This is a genomic window from Legionella jordanis, from assembly GCF_900637635.1.
Classification (GTDB): domain Bacteria; phylum Pseudomonadota; class Gammaproteobacteria; order Legionellales; family Legionellaceae; genus Tatlockia; species Tatlockia jordanis.
In genome coordinates, this window is record NZ_LR134383.1 from 606,066 (window position 1) to 630,241 (window position 24,176).

A 24,176-nucleotide genomic window follows, 5' to 3' on the forward strand; every position below is an offset into this window, starting at 1 on the left:
TTGGATCATGTCTCTTCTTACTGAGATTAACCTAATAAAATACCAACAGGCTGCTAAGGAAAAATTAACTCTGCTTATAGATCCTGCCACAAGATCGATTCCAAATGACCCTGTATTTGTTTGTTATGCAGATGGTGGGATTGCAACCCCGCGTTTATTCTCGAAGGCAGCAGTTATTGAATATCTGCATCAAAATTCGGTTTCACGTAACATTTTAAAAGAATTGCAGGAAGACAAAACCGGGTTCTTTGTGGCTTTAAAGCACGCTGATCAACTAAGCGATGCAGAGGAAAAATATAAGAATTTTTTGCTAACTTTAAAAAACTTAAGCGCTGAAAAAATTATACAGATCCTTAAAAATTTAATTTATGTTTCAAAAATTTTTTATTTTTCTGAGGAAATTCGCTCGGTGCTGTTTCGTGTTTACTGTATTTTGGATTATGAAAGCAAAACGCATATAGAGCAATTTCTCAATGTATTGCAAAAGGAGGAGGATTTCGAGCAAGCTGTCAGGGATCTCTGCCAATTTTACGAATACCTCTTTTATTTACAAACGGAAATTAATCTCATTCATCATAATAAACTGGTGAGAGATAATCGGTCCCTGGGAGAAACTGAATTCATATGTCCAGTAACCAGGCGGATAACGAGTGGACATAGAACGCTGGCCTCCCAGCAAAGTGCCAATAAATTTCTAGCAATTTTTATTGTGTTAAGTCATTTGGCCAAAGTCGAATCTGAGGATATCCAAACGTTTCTGGAACAACAACCTATTGATTATTTCAACAAAGCTGAACAATTACTTTACCATTATGCCCGATTTCCTGCTCAATATAATTTTTCCAAAGAGCAGGTGGCTTTTTTAAATGCGGTGGGAGCTCGCGAGGTTATCAGTCATATTCGCTACAAGCATTTATGGCAGGATGGAAACAGTTTTGAAGAAAATGTTTTGTCATTGCTGATTGATTATAACAAGCAGAATTGGCAATACCCCTCACTAGGGTTATTCCTGACAGGACATTGGAACCGACATCATCAGGAGAGGATTCGCGAAGCGATACAAGAACTGCAAGATGGCAAGAATGTCCATCTTGTAATAAAGGAATTAAAAGATTACATCGACTCCATTAACGAAGTTAATCCAGACGGCTCCCTGGCCATGCGCTTAGCTTACATGCACCATAAAATGGATGAGGCTACTGTTAGCTTAGCAGCCGCTTCATCCATTACCCCTCTTAATCCCTAGCTAGGGGTTTTTAGTAAAACAGTTTGACTGGATTGGTGCCTTTCCTCTCGCGGCGATTGTTGGTGGTATAGGGTTGCCGAACAAGCTTCAATTCTGCTTTCTGTTGGCCGACGCCATGCTCCAATCGGCTCATCGTTTTCTATTGCTGATGGTGTAGGTGAATCGGATGGAGTGGAGTTCAGGGATTGAGGCTCTTGTTCTGCTGAATTCACAGCCATTTCATCTACAGGTTTTTGTTCCACTACGGGCGAATAAATAAAGCCTAATAGCCTTAGCTTTATTACCAATAGAACGGCTTGCCACCCGGTGAGCCTTTCATAGCCATTGTTGCGGGGATTAGCCAAAGTAGTATGGTATTCACTGGGAGACAGCAACTTGCTGATTTTGATGTTTGAGCGGAAGTAAATTTCGCCATCGTCTCCGATGAGAAGTAAGGGTTGGTTTTGCGTCGTTTGATAATCGACTTCAGGCAAAAAACAAAAACCGCCAAAATTGGCTCTCTTGGGTTTTTCCCCTGTTTTCAATAAGCGTGCAATATCTCCCAAGGAGTTGGTCATTCCATTAACCAACATGTCGCCATTGCTGTCATTACCTTTTAGGAAGTAAGTTCCATCTCCAAAGGCTTCATCCACTGTTTTAGGCATAATTAAAGTCTGATGCCGTTTCCAGTCCTTCATGCTAGGCTGGTGAGGGTTAGTCACTGTGACACTGCGGGTATTGTCCTCATTGTGCATATTATTAATGAGAATGCTGCCCCACATGCCAAAACGCTCGGGCATGGTTTTTCTCAAGACACCAATCCGGCTCAAATGCCCACCGGCATAATGATCGGAATAAAAGTGATTGGCAAATAAACTTTGGGCTACAGCCATTGCATGATAGCGTTGTCCCAGTTCTGTACAAACTTCTTGGTCTGATTCTTTCCCGGTAAATTTGTATTTGACTGGATCTTCTTTAATTCTAAGCAAAATGGATTGCAGAGTCTCGAAAGCAGCTGGTGAGATGACCTCGGATGCAGCCAATTTGTGAAAATTAAAAGCAAGTTCGGCCATATCCAGGGCATTTTGATGTCCTACCACATAAGCTCTGGCAGACCACGGAGAGAAATGGGCTTCATTGTTGTTGAGCTTTTCGCTATAGCCTTTTACTTTAAAGGAGTAAACCAACTGTTGGAAAAGACCGTTTAAAGATTTAAAAAAAGGAATGTAGGTGGTTTTTTCAATTCTGTAGATTTCTTCAACGTCTTGTTCACTAACGGTTGGAGAGGCTAAATCAGCATAAGCTTTAAGAAATGCAGAACGCTCTTTATCGCTTACTGGTTCATTCAAAACTTTTTTATGGCCTCTGCCGTGTTCCCCGGAAGGTATTGACAGTTCAAGACCCCAACCTGGGGAAGTATAATAGTCCCCTGCCAGGGCAACCACGCTTCCAGCGCTTAAAGTCAAATCCAGAGGTACTGGAATACCATCGACGTTTTGCATCATTTTAAGCTTAAGGACATCGTCTTTTTGAGGCAGGAGATGTTTGCTGCCAAAAAGGTAAGGATTGCCCATGGTCTCGATGCGGATTTGGTCTCCGGCTCTTTTGTGTTCGTTCGTTTCCATAATCACTCATGGAGGGTTGCAGTGGCCTCATTTTAATCGGTTTAAATTAAAGTAATCTTAAGAGATGGTAAAAATACCAATCAATTTGTTCAGAATAATAATCTTATTTTTGAACTCAGCCTGTCTTTTCCAAGTGACAATGCTAGAATCGTTGCACCATTAGACGAAAAAGATAACTTATGCAAACAGAAATTGTAGAATCCTTGCTTGTTCGTGCATTGAAACGAAAACCTGTTCCAAGAACCCCTGTTTGGATTATGCGCCAAGCAGGCCGCTACCTTCCTGAATATCGTTTGACCCGAGAAAAAGCGGGTGATTTTTTAAGCTTATGCAAAAACCCTGATTTGGCTTGTGAAGTAACCCTGCAACCTTTGAAACGGTTTAAGTTGGATGCCGCTATTTTATTTTCTGATATTTTGACCATCCCTGATGCCATGGGGCTTGAGCTGTATTTTACTGAGGGAGAAGGTCCGGCTTTTCGCAAACCCGTACGTGATTTTGATGGCATCAATCAATTGCAAATACCCAAAGCACAGGATTTGGATTACGTGATGAAGGCTGTCACTTTAATTCGCCGTGAAATGCCTAAAGATTTGCCTCTCATTGGTTTTTCAGGTAGTCCATGGACTTTGTCCTGCTACATGGTGGAAGGGGGCGGCAGTCGTGATTTCAGACAGACTCTAAAACTGCTCTACACTGAGCCGCAAAGCATGCACCTATTACTTGCTAAACTGACCCAGTCTGTAACTGCCTATTTAGAGCAGCAAATCCAAGCTGGTGTCAATGTGGTTATGCTGTTTGATACTTGGGGCGGAATCCTGACAACCAATAATTATCAAGAATTTTCTTTAAATTACATGGCAGAAATTGTTAAGTTCCTTAAAACAAAATACCCTCATATTCCGATTATCCTGTTTACGAAAGGTGGGGGACAATGGCTTAAATCCATGGCCCAGACTGGCTGTGATGCTTTGGGTTTGGATTGGACTTGCGATTTGGGCCTGGCTCGTGCAGCGGTGGGGGATAAGGTGGCTTTGCAGGGAAATCTTGATCCCTCGGTATTGCTTTCTAACCCTGAAAGCATCCGCCATCATGTTCAATTGCTGCTGGAATCGTTTGGCCATGGTGAGGGCCATGTGTTTAATTTAGGTCATGGAATCACGCCCGATGTGCCTCCTGAGCATGTTAGTGCTATGATTGAAGCAGTACATGAATTAAGTCCAAAGTATCACGGAGGATAATTTATGATCATTGACAGTACCTTCAAACCCGCTTGGTGGCTGTCAAATTCACACGCGCAAACCGTATTTCCCACCTTAACCCGGCGGATTCAAGCCCCTGTGGACGAAATAGAACGCCTTGAATTGCCTGATGGGGATTTTATTGATTTAGCTTGGGCGAACAATGCCCTTCCTAAAGACGCTCCATTGATAGTTTTATTGCACGGCCTCGGGGGAGGAATACAATCCTCCTACGTAGGTGGATTCATGCGGGCCATCAACCGCATGGGCTGGCGTGCGGTTCTCATGTTGTTTCGTGGGGCCGGTAAAGATCCCAATCGTTTTCCACGCGCCTACCATTCTGGAGACACCGGCGATTTAAATTATTTTCTTAACCTGATTGCCAAGCGCGAGCCCAACAGCAAAAAAGCCGTCGTTGGTGTGTCCTTAGGTGGGAATGTGTTGCTTAAATGGCTTGGAGAAACGGGTAAACAATCCATCATAAAAACGGCTGTGGCCATTTCCGTTCCTTTCCAGTTGCGCTTGGTGGCAGATCGAGTCAGCCGAGGCTTTTCCCGTATTTATCAGGGCTATTTACTAAGGGGTTTAAAGGCTGTTTTTGAGCAAAAAATGGCGGTGTATGGGGACAGCTTGCCTGAGGCGCTCAAAAATTTCCAAAAATGGCAATGCTTTTGGACTTTTGATGAATACGTCACAGCGCCTTTAAATGGTTTTCCCAATGTGCATACTTATTATCGAGAATCCAGCTCACGCTATTATTTAAATCACATCGCAACACCAACCTTGATTATTCATGCTTTAGATGATCCTTTCATGACGCCAGATGTGGTGCCAACGCCTAAAGAGCTCTCTGAAGATACGGTTTTGGAACTAAGCCCTACAGGAGGCCACGTGGGTTTCATCAGCGGCAACATCCCTGGGATTCCTGTCTACTGGTTAGAACAAAGAGTTTTGGATCACTTAAAATCCGTCCTGAATTAGCAGCTTCCGCAAAGCATCAATACTCTAAATAGCCAAACAGCTCAAAATTCTCAATGTGTTTATCTCTTGGGTAAATTTACCCATACCTTAGCCAGCAAACAAGAACTAACATTGCCAAAAATTTAATCAATTGAGGTTGCGGTGACTAAAGTTTACTTTTGGGAAGGTCTCATTGGAGACAAAGAACGATATGAACCTTATATAGAAACCATAGCTAAAATAGCCCGTGGAGACTATCAAGCCGCTGATTTGGATTTAAAAAAACTAAGAGGCCACAGGATTTATAGCGCACGCATCAATCACAGTGATCGTCTGTTATTTACCACAGTGTGGTTGGGGAAAAAACCCTATTTATTATTATTGGATGTCATTTTAAATCATGACTATCAGAAATGCCGCTTTTTAAAACCTGCGGTTTTAACAAATTATTTAGAATCACATTCGTCTCAATTCACAGGGAAAATACTGGACGAAGAATTTATAAGACTGAATGAGTCTATCCCATTGGCCCAGCAAAATAACGAGCCACTGCAATACATTGGCCTTGAATACTACAACCAAATGTATCTTGAACTAACGGACAGGCAGCAGACCATTCGCAAAGCCTCATTGCCTATGGTTGTAAGTGGCCCTCCCGGCTCAGGAAAATCCTGTGTAGCCTGGTCGCTATTGATTCAAGCGGTAAAACAAAAAGAACAGTTGTCTGGTCCAATTGTTTACGTCACTCAATCCGAGACGCTAAAAAGCAATTTTGCAGCAATGGCCACTGAATCTTCATTGGAAGAAGGCAGGGCCTTATTTCTGACTTACCGTGAGTTCTTAATGCAATTTGACGCTGAAGCCAGGAAGAAACAACTGGTGGATGAGAGTCATTTTTTTCAATGGCTCGAACTGTATTGCAAAAATTTTAAGGCCATCTTAAAAGCCAAGAGAATAACTTTTGACGAAAAACTGTTGGGGGATTTTGTCGGTATTTATCAGGAACTTCGTATTTTAGCGGCCTATGATGCCCATGATTATCTCAAGCTTGGTGAAAAGCAAAGTCTTTTAGCGGACATCACTCAACGAGAATGGCTGTTAAAACTTTATCAGTCCTATTTGGCTTATTTAGAGCGGAATAATGCTTTGTTTCCTCCATTCTATCAGTCATCAGTAAACGCAAGCTGTGGTATCCTCATTGTAGACGAAGCGCAAGATTTCTCACATCAACAACTTAAAGTCTTGCTGCATGCAGCAGATCATGAGCAAATTTGCTACTGCCTCGGCAGCCATCAAAGCTTGAAAGATAGCAAATCCAAGCTGCCTTTTCTGCTCGGGTTAAAGAGTAATTACTCAGAAATGAGCTATTTCGAATTGGATTTGACCCATCGCTGTCCACCTGTAGTTGTGGAACTTGCCAATAAGATAATCCAAATTAAAAATAACTTAACCGGGGGGTTAGCCGATAAGCGGGAGTTCGTCAGCTTCAGTGCCACCAGCCAGGAGAAAGAAGAAGGGAGCATTCAGTGGTTAGCGACTAATTCGGAAAATGAAATGGAAAGCTTAAGACAAGCGGCGCAATCCACGAAGTTTGCTGTAGTTACTTCCGAATTGTATGTGAATGAAGCCAAAAAACTGTTCAATACCCCTTTGGTTTTTACGGCAAACGAAATCAAAGGTTTAGAATACGATTCAGTTGTTGCTTACCGTTTGCTCGAAACTGAGGAATTTTATCGGGCAAACGCTTATTTGGCCAGAATGGGACATCTAAGCAATCCGGTGCATCGACCTAAGCACGCCAAAGGAGATGAAAGCTTTGGTCCTCCATTTAACCAACTATTTACCTGTTTTACACGCACCCGAAAAAATTTGTTCATTATACAAAATGCTTCTCATAAATTAGAAAAATTAATCAGCTTGATTCAACAGGCTATTCAGCAAAAACCAGGAGCAGACATTCAAATAGTAGAAAGCAAGAGCGAGAACGATTGGGAACGAGAAGCTCAGCGGCTCGAACAGATGGGTAAAATGCAGCAGGCCAATGACATCAGACAAGAAAAACTCGGAAAAACTGCCAAAGCAGAACAGTCGAACTCACTGTATGGGAGCTACGAAAATTTGGCGGTGAACGCGCAAAATGAGTCAAGCGAGCGAACTAGGAAAAAAAAGGAGTCAGGCAGTAAAAAACCGGATGCTGAATCAAAAAATTTGAATCATTCAAATCCTGAGAGTAAGCTCGACCGTTATAGAAAGAGCTTATTGCAAAATGCCACTGAGAAAAATCTCTTAAATCTTTTTGTACACCCACAGGCAGAGCGTATTCTGTTTGATGACTATGCGGAATCTTGTTTGTTTAAGCAACTGATTTCCATCCCTTGGAGGATGGATAACCTTGCAAACGTCATCAGGGACAATAGACATCGAATGGCCTTAATAGCGCGAAATTTTGGCAAAATTAATGCAAATTCCACAATCATTCCCTGGGAAATTATCGTTTTAAAGCTGCTTACACTCGTGCCTAATTTCGCTTTTGAATTGCCCGTGGACTATCTTCGAGGTACTGTTGATGGCGTATCCAGGTTATTTCTGTTTAGTAAAACGACAATAGGCTGTCAAATTCTAAAAGCTCTGATTGTGGAACATCCGGAAGACTCCGTAAAAAGTGGGATGACGATTGAACATTCCCCGCTGATTGAGGAATTAAGCATCCAGGACTTAATCCAGAAAAACAATGAGGTTGAAGCCCATAGTGCATTGATACAACTGGCTTCTTCAGATACTGGTTTGCTAATACTTAAAGCTTTGTTTTCCAAAAATAAGAGGCTCTTACTTAATTTACAGCTTGAAGACTTGTTGCAAATCAGTTACCCCTCAGTTGAGGGAATTCGGGGAAGTAACGCTTTATATTGGTTGTGTCTAAGGGGGCAAGATTTGCTCCTGTTTATTCTGCAAAACAATTTGCAATTAGCTAAGACCATCCGTTTCAAACACTTATTGCTCAATGTTTTAAACAGCGCTTCTGAATACAGTCCCCCACCCCTTAAATTTCTAAATTATTCAGACAAAGGAAGACAGATCATTCAATGGTTGCAGCAGCAGAATCCAGAGCTTGGACATAAACTGGCTGAGTCTAAAAAGAAACTGAGCGATTACATAAGCCCCACAGGCTTAAAGCCTTTTAATCCCGAACAAGATCAAACGCGGCTCACTTATTTGGATGAGACTGAACTTCATCCACAAGAAGTCAGAATCCTTACGCCAGAATGCAACGCAAAATCCAACATTGAACAATTATTAATTGATATAATGATTTTGGATGACGAACAAAAAATAGACAGTTCGAAATGTACGAGTATCAATGAAAAGAATTTGATGGATTTGTTCAAACATCCCATGGCGGAGAAATTTTTGTTTGAACCAGTTATTAATGATTCCTGTGTCTTCCTGAAATTGCTACAAACGGCTAAGAGCATGGATATACTCGCTCGCGTCGCACATTCCAATATAAATTACCTCAAAATGATTGCTATTAACTTGGAAAAACATCTTCCCAGGGAAGGAGGCTCACTTTTTTTTAAACTGCACAGGATGAATTTGTTATTGAATTTTTTACGACATTTTGAACAAATCCCCTTCATCCTCTCTATTCATGTATTACGTGAAATTCCTTATGTGAATGAAGGTGATACCGTCTTTCTTTTGCTGAGTAAAACCTTAACAGGGCAGCAGATCCTAAGTAGGATGTGGTTGGGTTGTGAACATCATTTAGCCAACAACCAAAACATTATGGAAATCAAAGAAAATATTTTAGACATCACGTGGAAAGATGTCACAAAGGTAAATAATGAGCAGGAAAATGACTGTGCCTGGATTAACCTAATTGCTTCCCCTGTTGGAATTCGGGTGTTTTATTCAATGTGCCACTTTAACGATTGGTTAAAAGAACTTACAAATTACGATTTACTTCGAGTAACCTCAAGTTCCATTAACGGTTTGAAGGGTACTACTCCTTTATATTGGTTATGCAGCAGTGAAGTAGGCCGTAAATTGTTATCGGATTTGCTGCAAACCAGACCCGAATTGGCCCAAACCATCAGTTTTCAACAGCTGATGAGGCCGGCCAACAATAAAGAGATCTCAGCCTGGGATGAATTAATATCCACAGAGGAAGGAGGGCTTATATTGAAAAAACTGCAAAGCCTGAACCAATCATTTGCCAAGGACATGCAACATTACATCTCTTTACTCTATATCGCAAAAACTCGACCGTCGAGAGAGCCGTCTAATTTAAATGTGCAACATCTGCCTGCAAGCAATAATCAGAACCAGGTTGATCAAGGGGAAACAGAACGGTTTTTCAAGCTGCCATCGACCTCTGATTCATCAAGGCCACAGCGGCAGGAAAACAAATTTGGATTGTAATCCGTTTAATATGTCTGCCTTAAGCCGGTGCTAGGAGGCAGACTTATTTAAACCGGATAAACTCAGATCCGGCTTAATTGCAATGCCATTTCTAAAGATTGTTCATAATTCAGCCGTGGATCCACAAGACTGCGATAAGCGCGCTTTAGGTCATCTTCATTCAAGCCACGGGCTCCGCCAATACACTCCGTAACGTTATCGCCTGTGAGTTCAAAATGCACTCCGCCCAAATAACTGTCCATCTCTCGATGAATTTTTACCGCTTGGCTTAGCTCAGACAAGATGTTATCGAAGTGCCTTGTTTTTATGCCATCGGGAGTTGTTTCCGTATTTCCGTGCATGGGATCGCAAGACCAGGTTACTGGGCAGTTGCTGGCTCGTACCGTCTCAATGAGAGGGGGGAGCAGTTGGCCAATTTGTTTGGCTCCCAGTCTTGTTATGAGTAACAAGCGTCCTTCTTCTTTATTGGGGTTTAGAATATGGATGACCTCTTGCAGCCATTCCTTGCTTGCGCTAGGGCCAATTTTTAAACCGATGGGATTTTGTACGCCACGCAAAAACTCCACATGGGCGCTCTCTAATTTAGCGGTACGCATTCCTATCCAGGGCAGATGCGTGGATAAATTGTACCATGAGCCATCATGCAGCTGTCTTGTTAAAGCTTGTTCATAGTGCAGATGCAGGGCCTCATGGGAAGTGAAGAAATCTACTTTATTTAAGGTACTGTCCCTCAAACCGCCAATGGTTTCAATAAATGCTAGAGCATCAGAAAGGGCACGAACAATTTCATGATATTCCTCAGCTTGCGGTGAATGTTCAACAAAGCGCAAGTCCCAACGATGAGGGTAGTTTAAATCAGCAAAGCCACCGTCTAGAAGTGCGCGAATAAAGTTTAAAGTCATGGCTGCACAGCTATAGCCTTGCAGCATTAATTTGGGGTTTGGAATTCTCGAGTCCGCATTAAACTGCTGTGAGTTAACCAAATCTCCGCGATAACTGGGTAAAGTTAGTCCTCCAATGGTTTCAAAGTCGGAGGAACGGGGTTTAGCATACTGGCCGGCAATACGCCCAATGCGAATGATGGGCTTTCTCATCCCATGCAACAATACAAGACTCATTTGCAGCAGAATTTTAAGTTTATTGCTGATGATGTCGGAACGGCATTCACTGAACGATTCGGCGCAGTCGCCTCCTTGGAGGATGAAGGCTTCCCTGCGTCCTGCCTTGGCGATGGCTTGTCGTAAATTTTTTATTTCGCCACTGGTAACTAAAGGAGGCAGTTGGCTTAATTGCTCAACCACTTTCTTTAATTGATTCTCATCAGGATAATTTGCCGCTTGCTCATAAGTAAAGCGTTGCCAGGAAACAGGTGACCACTGCATACAAAAAAACCTCTTGTCCATCTATAATACCGAGTATGCGATCAATGAACAGTTCACGCAAGTCATACTTTAAGTCGCAATCCCTGTATTCCTAAACGTGTTTTGAAGAAAAATAATTTTTTTGTCTTGAATTTTTAGAAAACGACCCCAGTTAAAGCATCCATTTATTCGGGAGTGTTTACATGAGCGAAGACAGCAACAAAAAATGGCAAAAAATCAAAGAGGAACATGGCGCTGAGACAGAAGTGAATGAAAACGTCTTTGACGAAGACAGTGATGAAGAAGGCGATGCCGGTGCTCACGAGGCAGCTCTGGAGCACCCCGATTATCGTCAACTCGAAGAGCAATTGACCGCTGCTGAGCAAAAGGCCCATGAGAACTGGGAAAAAGCTGCACGCGCCATAGCCGAACTCGAAAATGTTCGCCGTCGGGCTGAGAGAGATGTGGCTAATGCACATCGCTACGGTAGTGAAAAATTATTAAATTCTCTTCTGCCTGTAGCAGACAGTCTTGAACAAGCCTTACAACTGTCAGAAAAAGAGCAAAATAACAGCATGCATGAGGGTTTAGAGCTAACCATGAAAATGTTGCTTGATGTATTCAAAAAACATGAAGTTGAGCAAATTGATCCCCAGGGCCAACCGTTTAACCCACAAGAACATGAGGCCATGTCCATGCAAGAGACAGCTGATGCTTCACCCAATACAGTACTTGCTGTATTTCAAAAAGGCTACAAACTGCATGATCGTATTATTCGTCCGGCGCGCGTGGTGGTCGCCAAGGCGAAAAGTAATAGTTAGTACCCAAGGCACTCCGCCGCCTCGTATGCGACTGACTTGAAATTTAGCGAAGCAGCCCCATATGAGTAACATTGCAATAAACTACATTGGAGCAAGAACAAATGGCAAAAATTATCGGAATTGACTTAGGTACGACAAACTCCTGCGTGGCGATAATGGAAGGCGACAAACCACGAGTCCTTGAAAACAGTGAAGGTCATCGTACTACCCCCTCCATCGTGGCTTTTACCGATGACGGCGAGGTTTTGGTTGGACAAGCTGCTAAACGTCAGGTTGTCACTAATCCTGAAAATACATTATTTGCTGTCAAACGTTTAATTGGCCGCCGTTTTGATGATCCTATTGTTCAAAAAGACATCAAAATGGTTCCCTATAAGATTGTCAAAGCGGACAATGGTGATGCTTGGGTACGCGTCAAAGGACAAGATAAAGCGCCTCCGCAAATTTCTGCAGAAGTGCTTCGCAAAATGAAAAAAACTGCTGAAGATTATCTTGGTGAAGAAGTGAAGGAAGCGGTAATTACAGTCCCTGCCTATTTCAACGACTCTCAACGCCAGGCGACAAAAGACGCTGGCCGAATTGCAGGCTTGGAAGTAAAACGCATCATTAACGAACCAACCGCTGCAGCTCTTGCTTATGGTATGGATAAAAAACGTGGCGATTCTGTCATTGCAGTTTATGACTTAGGCGGTGGTACATTTGATATTTCCATCATTGAAATAGCTGAAGTCGATGGCGAACACCAGTTTGAAGTGCTAGCCACCAATGGGGACACTTTCCTTGGCGGTGAAGATTTTGACCTTGCACTTATTGAATATTTGGCTGCTGAATTTAAAAAAGATTCAGGCATTGATCTTCATACAGACCCATTGGCTTTACAACGGTTGAAAGATGCCGCTGAGAAAGCAAAAATTGAATTGTCCTCAGCTCAACAGACTGATGTGAACCTGCCTTATATTACTGCGGATGCATCAGGGCCAAAACATTTAAACATTAAGTTAACCCGGGCCAAGTTGGAATCCCTGGTCGAGAATTTGATTGACCGCTCTATTGAGCCTTGCAAAATCGCATTGAAAGATGCCGGCTTGAATGTTTCTCAAATTAATGAAGTCATTCTGGTGGGTGGCCAAACGCGCATGCCTCTGGTCCAGAAGAAAGTACAAGATTTCTTTGGTAAAGAGCCCCGAAAAGACGTTAACCCTGATGAAGCAGTAGCCGTAGGTGCTGCAATTCAGGCTGCAGTATTGTCCGGTGAAGTCAAAGACATTCTGCTTTTAGACGTGACCCCTCTCTCCTTAGGCATTGAAACCCTGGGTGGTGTAATGACTAAGCTCATTGAGAAAAACACAACCATCCCCACAAAAGCGAATCAAGTGTTCTCAACGGCTGATGACAATCAGACTGCCGTTACGGTCCATGTGTTGCAAGGCGAGCGTGAACAAGCTTCAGCAAACAAATCTTTAGGTCGCTTTGATTTAACGGACATTCCATCTGCACCTCGCGGAGTTCCGCAAATTGAAGTGACTTTCGACATCGATGCAAATGGTATTCTAAACGTTTCCGCTAAAGACAAAGCCACTGGCAAAGCCCAATCCATTGTCATTAAAGCTTCCAGCGGTTTGAGTGATGAAGAAGTGGAAAACATGATTAAGGATGCCAAGGCTCACGCTGATGAAGATAAGAAATTTAAAGAGCTGGCTGATCTTCGCAACCAGGCAGACAGTCTTATCCATAGCAGTGAAAAATCCATGAAGGATTTAGAAGCTGAATTATCCGCGGAAGAGAAAAGCGGCATTGAGTCAGCCATTGCTGAACTTAAGGACGCCATTAAAGGAAATGACAAGGCCCAAATCGAAGATAAGCTGAAAGTCTTGACCAATGTGTCTGGCAAAATGGCCGAGCGCGTCTATGCGAAGAAGACGGCTGAGAGCCAGGCTCAAAATCAAACTCAGACTGAAGGCAAAAAAGCAGATGAAAGTGCCAAGCCCGCTGATGAGGGCGTTGTTGATGCTGAATTTGAAGAAGTTCAGGATGATAAAAAGTAAGGAGCCAAAAGAACCCGGTTGTCTTTAACCGAGTAATATTGGTCTTGAAAGCGGAAAAGTGTCTACAAATAAATTACCACTGTGGGCACTTTTCTTTCTTCTTTGCTTGTATAATGTAAGTAGTTAATTAATTGGTGTTAGAGTTATGGAAAAGCAGGATTATTACGAACTTCTCGGTGTTAGCCGCCAGGCCGATGAAGCAGAAATCAAAAAAGCCTATCGCAAATTGGCAATGAAATATCACCCCGACCGTAACTCTAATGACAAAGAGGCCGAAGAAAAATTTAAGGAAATTCAAAGCGCCTATGCGGTGCTTTCTGACCCGCAAAAGCGGGCGGCCTATGATCGCTTTGGCCATGCTGGCGTTGATCCCTCCATGGGCGGGCAAGGATTTGGCGGTGGTTTTGGCGGTTTTGGCGATGTTTTTGAAGATTTATTTGAAAATATTTTCTCAGGTGGTCGAGCTCATGGTCGACAGTCAAGAGCGCAACGCGGTCCCGACCTACAATTCAATGTGCAGTTGACGCTTGAAGAAGCCGCGGTTGGTAAGCAAATTGAAATTACAGTTCCAAGGCATGTGAGTTGCGATGTTTGCAACGGTTCCGGTGCTAAAAAGGGAAGTACCCCTAAAAACTGTGAAACTTGTAATGGCATTGGTCAGGTTCGTATTCAGCAAGGTTTTTTCTCCATTCAACAAACTTGTCCCAGCTGCCATGGAGAAGGAAAAGTTATCACAGATCCCTGTTCAGCCTGTCATGGACAAGGCCGAGTGCGCGAAAGCAAAAAATTAACCGTAAAAATTCCTGCGGGCGTTGATAATGGCGATCGAGTCCGCTTAAGCGGGGAAGGTGAGGCAGGCGTACACGGAGGCCCTTCAGGGGATCTCTACGTTCAGGTTAACGTGAAGCCGCATCCAATATTTGAACGTCACGACAGTGATCTCTATTGTGAAGTTCCAATCAGTTTTATAACTGCCGCACTTGGAGGTTCAATTGAAGTTCCCACCTTGGAAGGTCGGGTAACGCTTAAGATACCTGCCGAGACTCAGACCGGCAAAACCTTCCGTTTACGTGGTAAGGGAATGAAGTCAGTTCGAGGTCATGCGACGGGTGATTTACTTTGTCGTGTGGTGGTTGAAACTCCGGTTAACCTCTCCAAGGAACAGAAAGATTTATTGTTGAAACTGCAAGAATCTTTAGACAGCAGCAAAAAAACACATTCACCACGAACAAGCACTTGGTTCGATGGTGTAAAAAAGTTTTTTGAAGACATGAAATTTTAATAAAGCTGCTGTACAATTCAGTATTTTTGTACAATTCATGCGCGCAAGACGATGTGTACTCGAATTGCAAAAACTACATTCGTCATCAGCTTGAGAGTCTTATATGTTCAATAAACCAGCAATTTTAGTTCTCTCGGATGGAACTGTTTTTGAAGGCATATCGGTTGGCGCTAATGGCGACTGTGTGGGAGAGCTGGTTTTTAACACCGCCATGACCGGTTATCAAGAAATGCTCACTGATCCCTCCTATGCCAAACAGATTATCACCTTAACTACTGCTCACGTCGGCAATACAGGTTGTAATCCTGAAGACATGGAGTCCTCCAGGGTTTGGGCTGCAGGCCTTGTAATGAGGGAGTGTTCCTTTCATGCAAGTAACTACCGCGCACAAATGTCTTTGCCTGAATGGCTAAAGAAGCAGTCGGTGGTTGCTATTGCCGGCATTGACACCCGCAGATTAACCATCAAATTACGTGAGCAGGGCGCTTTAGGGGCCTGCATTAGCACTCACGTAAACCGACCAGAAGAAGCCCTGGCCAAGGCTAAGACCTTTGCTGGACTGGAAGGACTGGATTTGGCTTGTGAGGTTTCAAGACAAACTATAGAACGCTGGCATGAGGGTTGTGGCAGTTGGGGCGCTGGTTCTAAACCCAATCAGTTTCACGTGGTGGCTTATGACTATGGCATTAAACACAACATCTTACGCATTTTATATGACAAGGGTTGCTACATCACCATTGTTCCTGCAAAAACTTCGGCAGAAGAGGTAATGGCACTTAATCCAGATGGGGTGTTTTTATCGAATGGTCCAGGGGATCCGCTTGCTTGCGATTACGCCATCGAAGCCACTCGTCAATTTCTCGAAATAGGCATCCCTATTTTCGGCATTTGCCTGGGTTTTCAAATTTTGGCTTTAGCTTGTGGTGCAAAATCAGTTAAGATGAAATTCGGTCACCATGGGGCCAATCATCCAGTGGTGGAAACCACAGGAAAGAAACGGGTTTTCATCAGCAGCCAAAATCATGGATTTACCATTGAAGAATCGTCCTTGCCGGATACTTTGGAGGTTACGCATCGTTCATCATTCGATCAGAGCTTGCAAGGAATCCGTCATACAGAAAAACCGGCCATAGCCTTCCAGGGTCATCCGGAAGCGAGCCCAGGACCACATGATATCGAACCCATTTTTGAGCAATTTATTGCTTTAATGAAATCTAATCAATTAAAGAGGACATGAGTGTGAGTGATTTTCACGTCTTTACATCGGAGTCAGTTGCAGAAGGACACCCAGATAAGATAGCTGATCAAATTTCAGATGCAATTTTAGATGCAATTTTAGCGAAGGATGCCAAAGCCCGCGTTGCCTGCGAAACGTTTGTTAAAACAGGTATGGTTCTTGTGGGCGGCGAAATAACCACCACGGCTTGGGTTGATGTGGAGGAAATAGTCCGGGATGTGATTAAGGACATTGGTTACAACAGCTCCGAGATGGGCTTTGACTATGCTTCATGTGCCGTTCTAAGCGCCATCGGTAAACAATCCCCTGATATTGCGCAGGGTGTTGACAATGCTGAAAGGAAACTTTTGGGTGCAGGGGATCAAGGTTTGATGTTTGGCTATGCCTCTCGTGAAACGGATGTCTACATGCCTGCCCCGATTGCTTATTCACATCGTTTAATGGAGAAGCAGGCTTCTTTGCGAAAGGAAGGCAAATTGCCCTGGCTCAGACCGGATGCAAAATGTCAGCTGACTTTCAAATATGAAAACGGCAAACCAGTCGCCATTGACACCGTTGTGTTTTCTACCCAACACAGCCCTGAAATCCAGCACAAAGACATCATCGAAGCAGTTCGCGAAGAAATTATAAAAACGGTACTGCCGCAAGAATGGCTTTCAACCCACACCCGTTATTACATTAATCCAACAGGTCGCTTCGTCATTGGTGGACCTCTTGGTGATTGCGGCCTGACTGGTCGAAAAATCATCGTCGATACCTACGGCGGGATGGCTCGTCATGGGGGCGGCTGCTTCTCTGGCAAGGATCCCTCCAAAGTTGACCGTTCCGGTGCTTACGCTGCGCGACATGTTGCTAAAAATATAGTGGCTGCAGGGATCGCTGATAAATGTGAAATACAAGTTTCTTATGCCATTGGTGTGGCTGAGCCAACTTCAATCAGCATTGATACTTTTAACACAGGCCGTCTTCCAGATGCAGAGATTATTGATTTAATTAATACTCATTTCGATTTAACTCCACAGGGCATTATTGACCATCATCAATTACTTCGTCCTATTTACCGGCAAACTGCAAGTTACGGCCACTATGGACGTGAGAATTTCCCTTGGGAGCGTCTGGATAAAGTAGAGGCCCTCTCTAAAGCCCTATAATAAATATTGTGAGTATAAGATATGAAACATGTGGATATGGCCTTAAAACAAAATCTTCAAAATGATTACAAGGTGGCGGATCTTTCTTTAGCTGCCTGGGGACGAAAAGAGATTGCTATTGCCGAAACGGAAATGCCAGGTTTAATGGCACTACGTGAAGAGTTCGGCAACAGTAAGCCTTTAAAAGGTGCGAGAATTGCAGGTTGCCTGCATATGACCATCCAAACTGCAGTTTTGATTGAAACCCTACAGGCTTTAGGTGCTGAAGTACGTTGGTCTTCTTGTAATATCTTTTCGACCCAAGATCATGCTGCGGCGGCGATAGCTGCGAAGGGAATTCCTGTTTTTGCCTGGAAAGGTGAAACCGAAGAGGAATATTGGTGGTGCGTTGAACAGACCATCCATGGGCCTAATGGTTGGACCCCTAATCTTCTCCTGGATGACGGAGGGGATTTAACCCAACTCATTCATCAAAAATATCCGGAATTGTTTTTGGAGATAAAAGGAGTTTCTGAAGAAACGACCACAGGCGTAGCCAGACTTTATGAAATGGCCAAAAAAGGCGAGTTAAAAATCCCTGCCATTAATGTTAACGACTCCGTGACCAAGTCGAAATTTGATAATCTTTACGGTTGCCGGGAATCTCTTTTAGACGGTTTAAAACGTGCAACGGACGTAATGGTTGCAGGTAAAGTGGCACTGATCCTAGGCTATGGTGACGTTGGTAAAGGTTGTGCTCAGGCTCTAAGAGGGCAAGGGGCCACTGTTTGGATCAGTGAAATTGACCCTATTTGCGCTTTGCAAGCTGCTATGGAAGGTTATCGAGTTGTCACCCTTGATGATGTTGCTGAACAAGTGGATATTCTCGTGACCGCTACGGGTAACTATCATGTGGTTACTCATGATCATATGGTTCGCATGCGCAACCAAGCCATTTTGTGCAATATCGGCCATTTTGATTCCGAAATTGATATTCAAAGTCTGCGGCAATACGAATGGGAGAATATCAAGCCTCAGGTGGATCATGTCATTTTTCCTAATGGCAAACGCATCATTATTCTTGCTGAAGGCCGGCTCGTTAACCTAGGCTGTGCCACAGGCCATCCCAGCTTCGTGATGTCCTCATCGTTTACCAATCAGGTGCTGGCACAAATTGAATTGTTTCAGAATGCTGAACAATACGAGCAGCAAGTTTATGTCCTCCCCAAACATCTTGATGAAAAAGTCGCTCGCCTGCATTTAGCAAGAATAGGCGCTAAATTAACTCGCCTGAGTCAAGAGCAGGCAGATTACATCGGTGTGTCAGTTGATGGTCCTTACAAGCCATCTCATTATCGTTATTGATTGCTTAATTGCTGTTAAAATGCGTGCCGCTATTGCGGCACAATCATGTTGAATTAGGATTAAGGGACTGGCATAGCCGCTTTGATTTAATTATCGTGCAAGCGTATCGGCAAGAGTATATTGCGGCAGGGAATGATCATTTTTACACAAGGAATAAACTGCACGAGCAAATGAAACCAAACACCGTTCGGCCTCACCATGTTACCCAACAAGGCAAACCCAATTGGATTAGGGGCTATTAAAAACACCTGAATATTCAATCCCAAAAAATAGAAAGCAAATCATCATTGTTTTGCTGTTCAGTCTTGTTTGTGTTAGTGGGTGGAGGAAAGGTTATCGCTGGAGCGGGATTCTTTAAAGCCTCGTCCAAGCTGATGAATTGATAACCTTTATCTTTATACATCTTGAGAATATCACCCAACAAATAGCTATTCAGAATGTTGGCATGAATCAATAATATTTGTTTAACCGGTTTCCCTTTTGCTCTTTGCTCTGCACGCAAAGTTTGCTTCCAAATAAAGGCCAAATATTCTCCTTTAACACGTTGGATGTATTGTTCCCGTTGACGGTATGGCACCTTGTAAAGACGTTCATTAAATCTGAAATCCAAACTGTCGACAGTCACAGGCGCAACAACGTAGTGGTGATCATGGAGGTAATCCAAAACTTTTTGTTTTTTATCCTTATTCCCCTCAGCTAAATAGGGATAACGAAAATACTTTGGCTCAGTAAGTACATTGGCCAATTTTTTATCAGCGCGGTCTATATCGGCAATGTATTTGTCGGCTGACATTTGATTTAAATTGTAATGCGAGTAAGTATGATTACCTAATCTGAAACCAGCCTTGCGGAATTCCTCAAGGAACTCCATTTGACCTGGGGCTATGGCCCCGCCGATTACGAATCCGGTTGCAGGGACATTGTACTCAGAGAGAGCTTGGATAATTTTCCCAAAGCGTTCTGTTGCCCTTTGCTTATTACCCGGAGTATTCATTTTGGCAGCCACGAGAGGCAGGTCATCGATGGTAATGGCAATTTCTTTGGTTTGAGATAAACACAGGCTTGATGCTAAAAAAAGCGTGATGAAAATTAAATGGCGCATAGACGATCCTTATCCAGTTGAGGCCAACCATTATGATTTGCAAAAGCAATGCCAACTCGAATAGAAGTGCTTAGATGCAAGAAGTAATACTCAAAATATCTTGTGAAATGGGTAATTGCAATTTTTATAAAAAAATATTTCTCTAAGATTTAGTTAAGAGTAACAGCTTATAATGATTTGAAAAGGTTTTATGCATTACTGTATATGAAGCAAATAATGGATGCACACAAAATTCCGGCTGGAATTATAGAACTGTATCAGCTGATTGCGTTTAGTCATGATTTTGACATGAACTCAGTTAAACGCATTATCTCCAGCTCAAATTTCAGTCTCTTTTTAAATTCTCAAAATCAGGAGCAACCCTTCGCTGAAAAGGAGTTTTCAGCTTATCACGAGCATTGTTTTGAAACGCCTCTTTTAGCCATTTGTCATATAGCCAGTCAACATCATCACCGCATTTCAGATGGAGATTTAGCAGAAATTATCGCCCATTTATTGGCACTCCACGCCAATCCCAACGTGAGCGATGCCGAAGGAAACACCCCCATTTTATTATTAGCCTCCTCTGATCCTGAAAGGCAGCATCTAACGGCCAGTATTGAACTCCTTATGAAAGCTGGCGCTGAGATAAATGCCACTAATTTCGAAAATAAAAGTGCATTGCATTTGGCCTTTGCAAGAATGAATTTTTCTTTGGCCACAAGGTTATATTATGATCTAGGTGCAAAGGTGATGTTTGATCAAAACAACAACTGTTTTTTGCATGAATGCGAAGAACATGGAATCGATGAGTTATTGGAACATATTGACGAATTGGTCAGGCATCTTAAACTGCATCATCTAATATCAAACTTTCCTGAAGAAAAAGACGAGATCTATGCTTTTCTTTTGAGAGATTCAAGTGGACAAGAAGTCATCTCAGTGTGCCAACAACAATTGATGCCTATAACGCCGCGAGCTCTTTGCTACTGCCTGGATAAAATAGCAAATGAAGCTGTAGCTAGTGCACTGTTTAATAATTTGCAAAAAAGGTTATACGGAATCTATTCATGGAGTGCCGCTTTGAGTCACTTTGGTTTTTTCCCATCCATTTCGCCAGATATGGATATAGGCAGAGACCATGATTTTCGTAATCAGCGGCTGTGAGGAGCCAATTAAACAGCTGGCGCTTAGCTGCCAGCTAAAAACGGTTTATATGGGCATCCTAAACTGCCCATCAACGAACATCAAAATACCAGACAATGCGAGCCCATGGGTCATGTTCTCAATAAAACCAGTTAATGAACCATTACAGCGGATTTGCTGTCCTCAGCAGGAGGTTGCGTTTGCGCTGGTTTAAGAGCGGTTGCTTCTCGCCGGGATATCACTAAATAAGCAAAAGGAACGATATAAAGGGAGAATAAACTGCCAATAAGCATCCCGCCCACTATGACAATGCTTAATTGCTGGCGGCTCTCACTGCCGGGGCCTGAAGCAATCATAAGAGGAAATGCGCCTAAAATCATTGCCAAGGTGGTCATAAGAATGGGGCGGAGGCGAATATGGGCGGCCTCAACTACAGCAGACAATTTATCTATACCCCTTTCAATTCGTTTATTGGCAAATTCAGTAATCATAATACCGTGTTTACTCACCAAACCAATCAAAGTAACAATGCCTATGTTGCTATAAAGAGATAAGGTTTCTCCGGCTATGTATAAACTTAGTAAAGCACCGACAATGCTAAGCGGGACGCTGAGAAGGACAATTAGGGGATCAATAAAGCTTTCAAATTGAGCGGCTAGCACCAGATATATGAACAGCAATGCCAGCAAAAAGGCATAGACGCTGCTTCCTGCAGACTCAAGATAATCTTTTACCGCTCCAGTAAAACGGTACTGAATGTCGTCAGGAAGTTTTTCCTGGAGCAGGCTATTAACGTCTTTGATGACCTCATTTAAATGGGCATCAGGAGTCAGATCGGCGCTAATGCTGGCGCTTCGCATTCGATTCAAATGAGGCAGACTGTCTGGCCCAATGCCGTTATGGATCCTTATTAAGGTAGACAAAGGAATCATTCTGCCTCGTTTGCTTTGCACATAAAGTTTATTTAAAACAGCTATGTCATGCCGTTCCGATTGTTGCACCTGAAGAATGACCTTATAGGCTTGTCCTTCGAAGGTGAAGTTCACTGGATTACTCCCTCCAAGCATGGTGGAGAGCAGCTCGGCAACATCAGCTAAATTGACATCTAAATCCGCAGCAAGTTGGCGATTAATTTCAATTTCAATTTGCTCGCTGTCTAGAGCAAGACTGTTTTTAATATGTCTTAATTTGGGGTAATCGTCCAATAGCTTGACTACTTCGTTGCTGATTTCATTAAGCCTTAGGTAAGAAGTATTACCCAAAAGAGCTAAAGTGAATTGACTGTTCGCAGTTCGCTGCCCCAAAGGATTAGGACTTAAGGGATAAGCATTGACGCCTGTCAGTTTTTGCATTTTGCGGCTTAACTGATCACTGATTTCTTTTTGCTTGCGCCGGCGCTCCGACCATGGTTTTAATTTTAAAAGGGTAAAGGCCGAAGCCGGTTTGACTGAAACAAGATAATTCGATTTTTCAGGAACTTTTTCATAAATGGCTTCAAGTTCATGCGTGTATTGATCTGTATATTGAAGACTGGCATTGGTTGGGGAAGACAACGAACCAATGATGTAGCCTTGGTCTTCAAGTGGTGCTAATTCGGCACCTAATTGGCTATAGCAAAAAAAGCCAATGAGACAAGCAGTTAATAATGTAAATGCCAGCAGTAAAGGATGTTTGAGGGTGATGGTTAAACTGCGCTGATACACGCCGGCCAATTGTTCAAATCGTTGGTTTAGCCATTGGCTATATCGCCCTTCATTATTGTTTAATAATTTGGCGCACATCATCGGAGAAAGACTGAGCGCCACCAGACCCGAAATAAGGACGCAAAGTGCTAGGGTAGTGCCAAATTGAAAAAACAATTTACCGGTAAAGCCGGATACAAATCCCATTGGAGCATACACCGCGGCCAGAGTAATGGTCATGGCTAGAACGACAAAGACAATTTCCCGGCTGCCCTTTAAGGCGGCATCCATTGGACTTAAGCCATTTTGCATGTGTCTGTGACAATTCTCGAGAACGACAATGGCATCGTCAACGACTAAACCAATGGCTAAAACCATAGCCAATAAGGTAATGATGTTTAATTCAAAGCCTAATAAATACATGGGCCAGCAGAGTGCAATAAGACAGATTGGAATGGTGATAATGGGAATGATGGCGGCACGAAGACTGCCTAAAAATAAAAAAACAACAAGGCCAACAAAAACCATCGCTTCAAAAAAGCTTTTGTAAACTTCTGAAATGGATTGCTCAATAAAGGTGGTGGAGTCAAATATTACCTGGATATTGAAATGGGGGGGCAAGCTCGATTTGAGCCCCGCCAAAGCCTGCTTAATTTCAACGGCAACTTCCATCGGATTGGCTGTGGATTGCGCCAGTATGGCTAAGCCAACTGCAGGCTTGCCATTAATTCTTAATAAATTATCTTCCGTTTCGCTGCCAACGTTGACCTTGGCCACATCACCTAAATGTATTATCTGGTTGTGCTGTTGGGCAATGACTAAATGGGCAAAATGCTTGGCATCTTGTAAGCGTGCACGGGTTACAACCGTATAAAAGCGATTGCTGCTTTTAATCTGTCCACTAGGGACATCAATATTTTGTTGGGACAAAGCACGTTTAACTTGCGCAACGGTTACCTGATAGGCCGCCATTTTAATGGGATCGAGTGCAATTTTAACGGCATAATTTCGCCCTCCGTGATCAACAACTTCGCCAACTCCTTTTATTTCTTGCAGCACAGGTTTAATAAAACGATTGACGTAATCGGTTATTTCGAGAGCCGTTTTGCTTTCATCATGAAAGCCCAATACCATGATTGGATTGGCTTCAGCATCGTTCTTGCTGACTATCGGTGGACGAATACCAACGGGTAACTTGTTTTGAATGGTGGATAGTTTGTTGCGAATATCGCTTATTATTTCATTGATATCGACCGAAAGCTGGAAATCAATATTAACGCGACTTTTACCAAGCATACTAATTGAGCGAATGGAATCAATGCCGGCCACCCCAGAAAGTACGTTTTCAATTGGAATGGTAATTTCTTTTTCAACCAGCTCGGGGTTTGCGCCATCGTAATCGGTGGCAATATGAACAATGGGCTTATCGATATTGGGTAGATGTCTGACGACCAGTTTATGGTAATGGAGAAAACCGATAATGACTAAAAGTAATGATAAAACAATCGTGAAAACAGGGCGTTTTATACAATGTTCCGAATAGATCACAGCGT

The 24,176-nt window shown here is 43.0% G+C and carries 15 protein-coding genes; 11 read left to right on the forward strand and 4 right to left on the reverse strand.

Going from position 1 to position 24,176, the window contains the following annotated elements; translation table 11 throughout:
* Positions 1-7: 7 nt before the first annotated feature.
* Positions 8-1,246 (forward strand): DUF5617 domain-containing protein, encoded by a 1,239-nt coding sequence (locus EL203_RS02915; RefSeq protein WP_058470599.1) that lies wholly within the window; start codon positions 8-10, stop codon positions 1,244-1,246.
* Here EL203_RS02915 and EL203_RS02920 read toward each other — a convergent pair.
* A complete protein-coding gene (locus tag EL203_RS02920; protein WP_058470598.1) occupies positions 1,243-2,850 on the reverse strand; it encodes a hypothetical protein in 1,608 nt (535 codons plus the stop codon). The two genes, EL203_RS02915 and EL203_RS02920, sit on opposite strands and share 4 nt — an antisense overlap.
* A gap of 179 nt (positions 2,851-3,029) precedes the next feature.
* Between EL203_RS02920 and hemE the strand changes: the two genes are divergently transcribed.
* From hemE to EL203_RS02935, 3 genes are all read left to right on the forward strand, one after another.
* Positions 3,030-4,091, forward strand: coding sequence for a uroporphyrinogen decarboxylase (gene hemE, locus EL203_RS02925; protein WP_058470597.1), 1,062 nt, complete (start codon positions 3,030-3,032; stop codon positions 4,089-4,091).
* 3 nt (positions 4,092-4,094) lie between these two features.
* Positions 4,095-5,072 carry a hydrolase gene (locus EL203_RS02930; RefSeq protein ID WP_058470596.1) on the forward strand — a complete coding sequence of 326 codons (978 nt, stop codon included), beginning with the start codon at positions 4,095-4,097 and terminating at the stop codon, positions 5,070-5,072.
* A 141-nt stretch (positions 5,073-5,213) separates the two neighbouring features.
* Entirely contained in the window at positions 5,214-9,473 is a 4,260-nt protein-coding gene (locus tag EL203_RS02935; protein WP_058470595.1) for a DEAD/DEAH box helicase, read from the forward strand.
* Positions 9,474-9,535: 62 nt separating this feature from the next.
* Here EL203_RS02935 and EL203_RS02940 read toward each other — a convergent pair whose 3' ends face one another.
* Complete coding sequence (locus EL203_RS02940) at positions 9,536-10,855, reverse strand: 3-deoxy-7-phosphoheptulonate synthase class II (RefSeq protein WP_058470594.1); 1,320 nt, start codon at positions 10,853-10,855, stop codon at positions 9,536-9,538.
* 182 nt (positions 10,856-11,037) lie between these two features.
* Between EL203_RS02940 and grpE the strand changes: the two genes are divergently transcribed.
* The 6 genes from grpE to ahcY all read left to right on the forward strand — a co-directional run bounded on the left by grpE (position 11,038) and on the right by ahcY (position 18,714).
* Entirely contained in the window at positions 11,038-11,655 is a 618-nt protein-coding gene (gene grpE / locus EL203_RS02945; protein ID WP_058470593.1) for a nucleotide exchange factor GrpE, read from the forward strand.
* A 101-nt stretch (positions 11,656-11,756) separates the two neighbouring features.
* On the forward strand, positions 11,757-13,700 hold the full coding sequence (gene dnaK, locus EL203_RS02950; protein WP_058470592.1) for a molecular chaperone DnaK: 1,944 nt from the start codon (positions 11,757-11,759) through the stop codon (positions 13,698-13,700).
* Between the two features lie 145 nt (positions 13,701-13,845).
* Positions 13,846-14,982 (forward strand): molecular chaperone DnaJ, encoded by a 1,137-nt coding sequence (gene dnaJ, locus EL203_RS02955; RefSeq protein ID WP_058470591.1) that lies wholly within the window; start codon positions 13,846-13,848, stop codon positions 14,980-14,982.
* A gap of 103 nt (positions 14,983-15,085) precedes the next feature.
* Entirely contained in the window at positions 15,086-16,219 is a 1,134-nt protein-coding gene (carA, locus tag EL203_RS02960) for a glutamine-hydrolyzing carbamoyl-phosphate synthase small subunit (protein WP_058470590.1), read from the forward strand.
* Positions 16,216-17,370 carry a methionine adenosyltransferase gene (metK, locus tag EL203_RS02965; RefSeq protein WP_058470589.1) on the forward strand — a complete coding sequence of 385 codons (1,155 nt, stop codon included), beginning with the start codon at positions 16,216-16,218 and terminating at the stop codon, positions 17,368-17,370. The genes carA and metK overlap by 4 nt, the downstream gene beginning before the upstream one ends.
* Positions 17,371-17,406: 36 nt before the next feature.
* Complete coding sequence (gene ahcY / locus EL203_RS02970; RefSeq protein WP_197723130.1) at positions 17,407-18,714, forward strand: adenosylhomocysteinase; 1,308 nt, start codon at positions 17,407-17,409, stop codon at positions 18,712-18,714.
* 256 nt (positions 18,715-18,970) lie between these two features.
* Here ahcY and EL203_RS02975 read toward each other — a convergent pair whose 3' ends face one another.
* Positions 18,971-19,816: a polysaccharide deacetylase family protein gene (locus EL203_RS02975; protein ID WP_058470586.1), complete on the reverse strand. Its 846-nt coding sequence runs from the start codon at positions 19,814-19,816 to the stop codon at positions 18,971-18,973.
* 216 nt (positions 19,817-20,032) lie between these two features.
* Between EL203_RS02975 and EL203_RS02980 the strand changes: the two genes are divergently transcribed.
* Positions 20,033-20,962, forward strand: a complete 930-nt coding sequence (locus EL203_RS02980; RefSeq protein WP_126320082.1) for an ankyrin repeat domain-containing protein — start codon at positions 20,033-20,035, stop codon at positions 20,960-20,962.
* Positions 20,963-21,093: 131 nt separating this feature from the next.
* On the opposite strand, the gene EL203_RS02985 is transcribed toward EL203_RS02980, so the two are convergent.
* Positions 21,094-24,171 carry an efflux RND transporter permease subunit gene (locus tag EL203_RS02985; protein WP_058470584.1) on the reverse strand — a complete coding sequence of 1,026 codons (3,078 nt, stop codon included), beginning with the start codon at positions 24,169-24,171 and terminating at the stop codon, positions 21,094-21,096.
* Positions 24,172-24,176 lie beyond the last annotated feature (5 nt).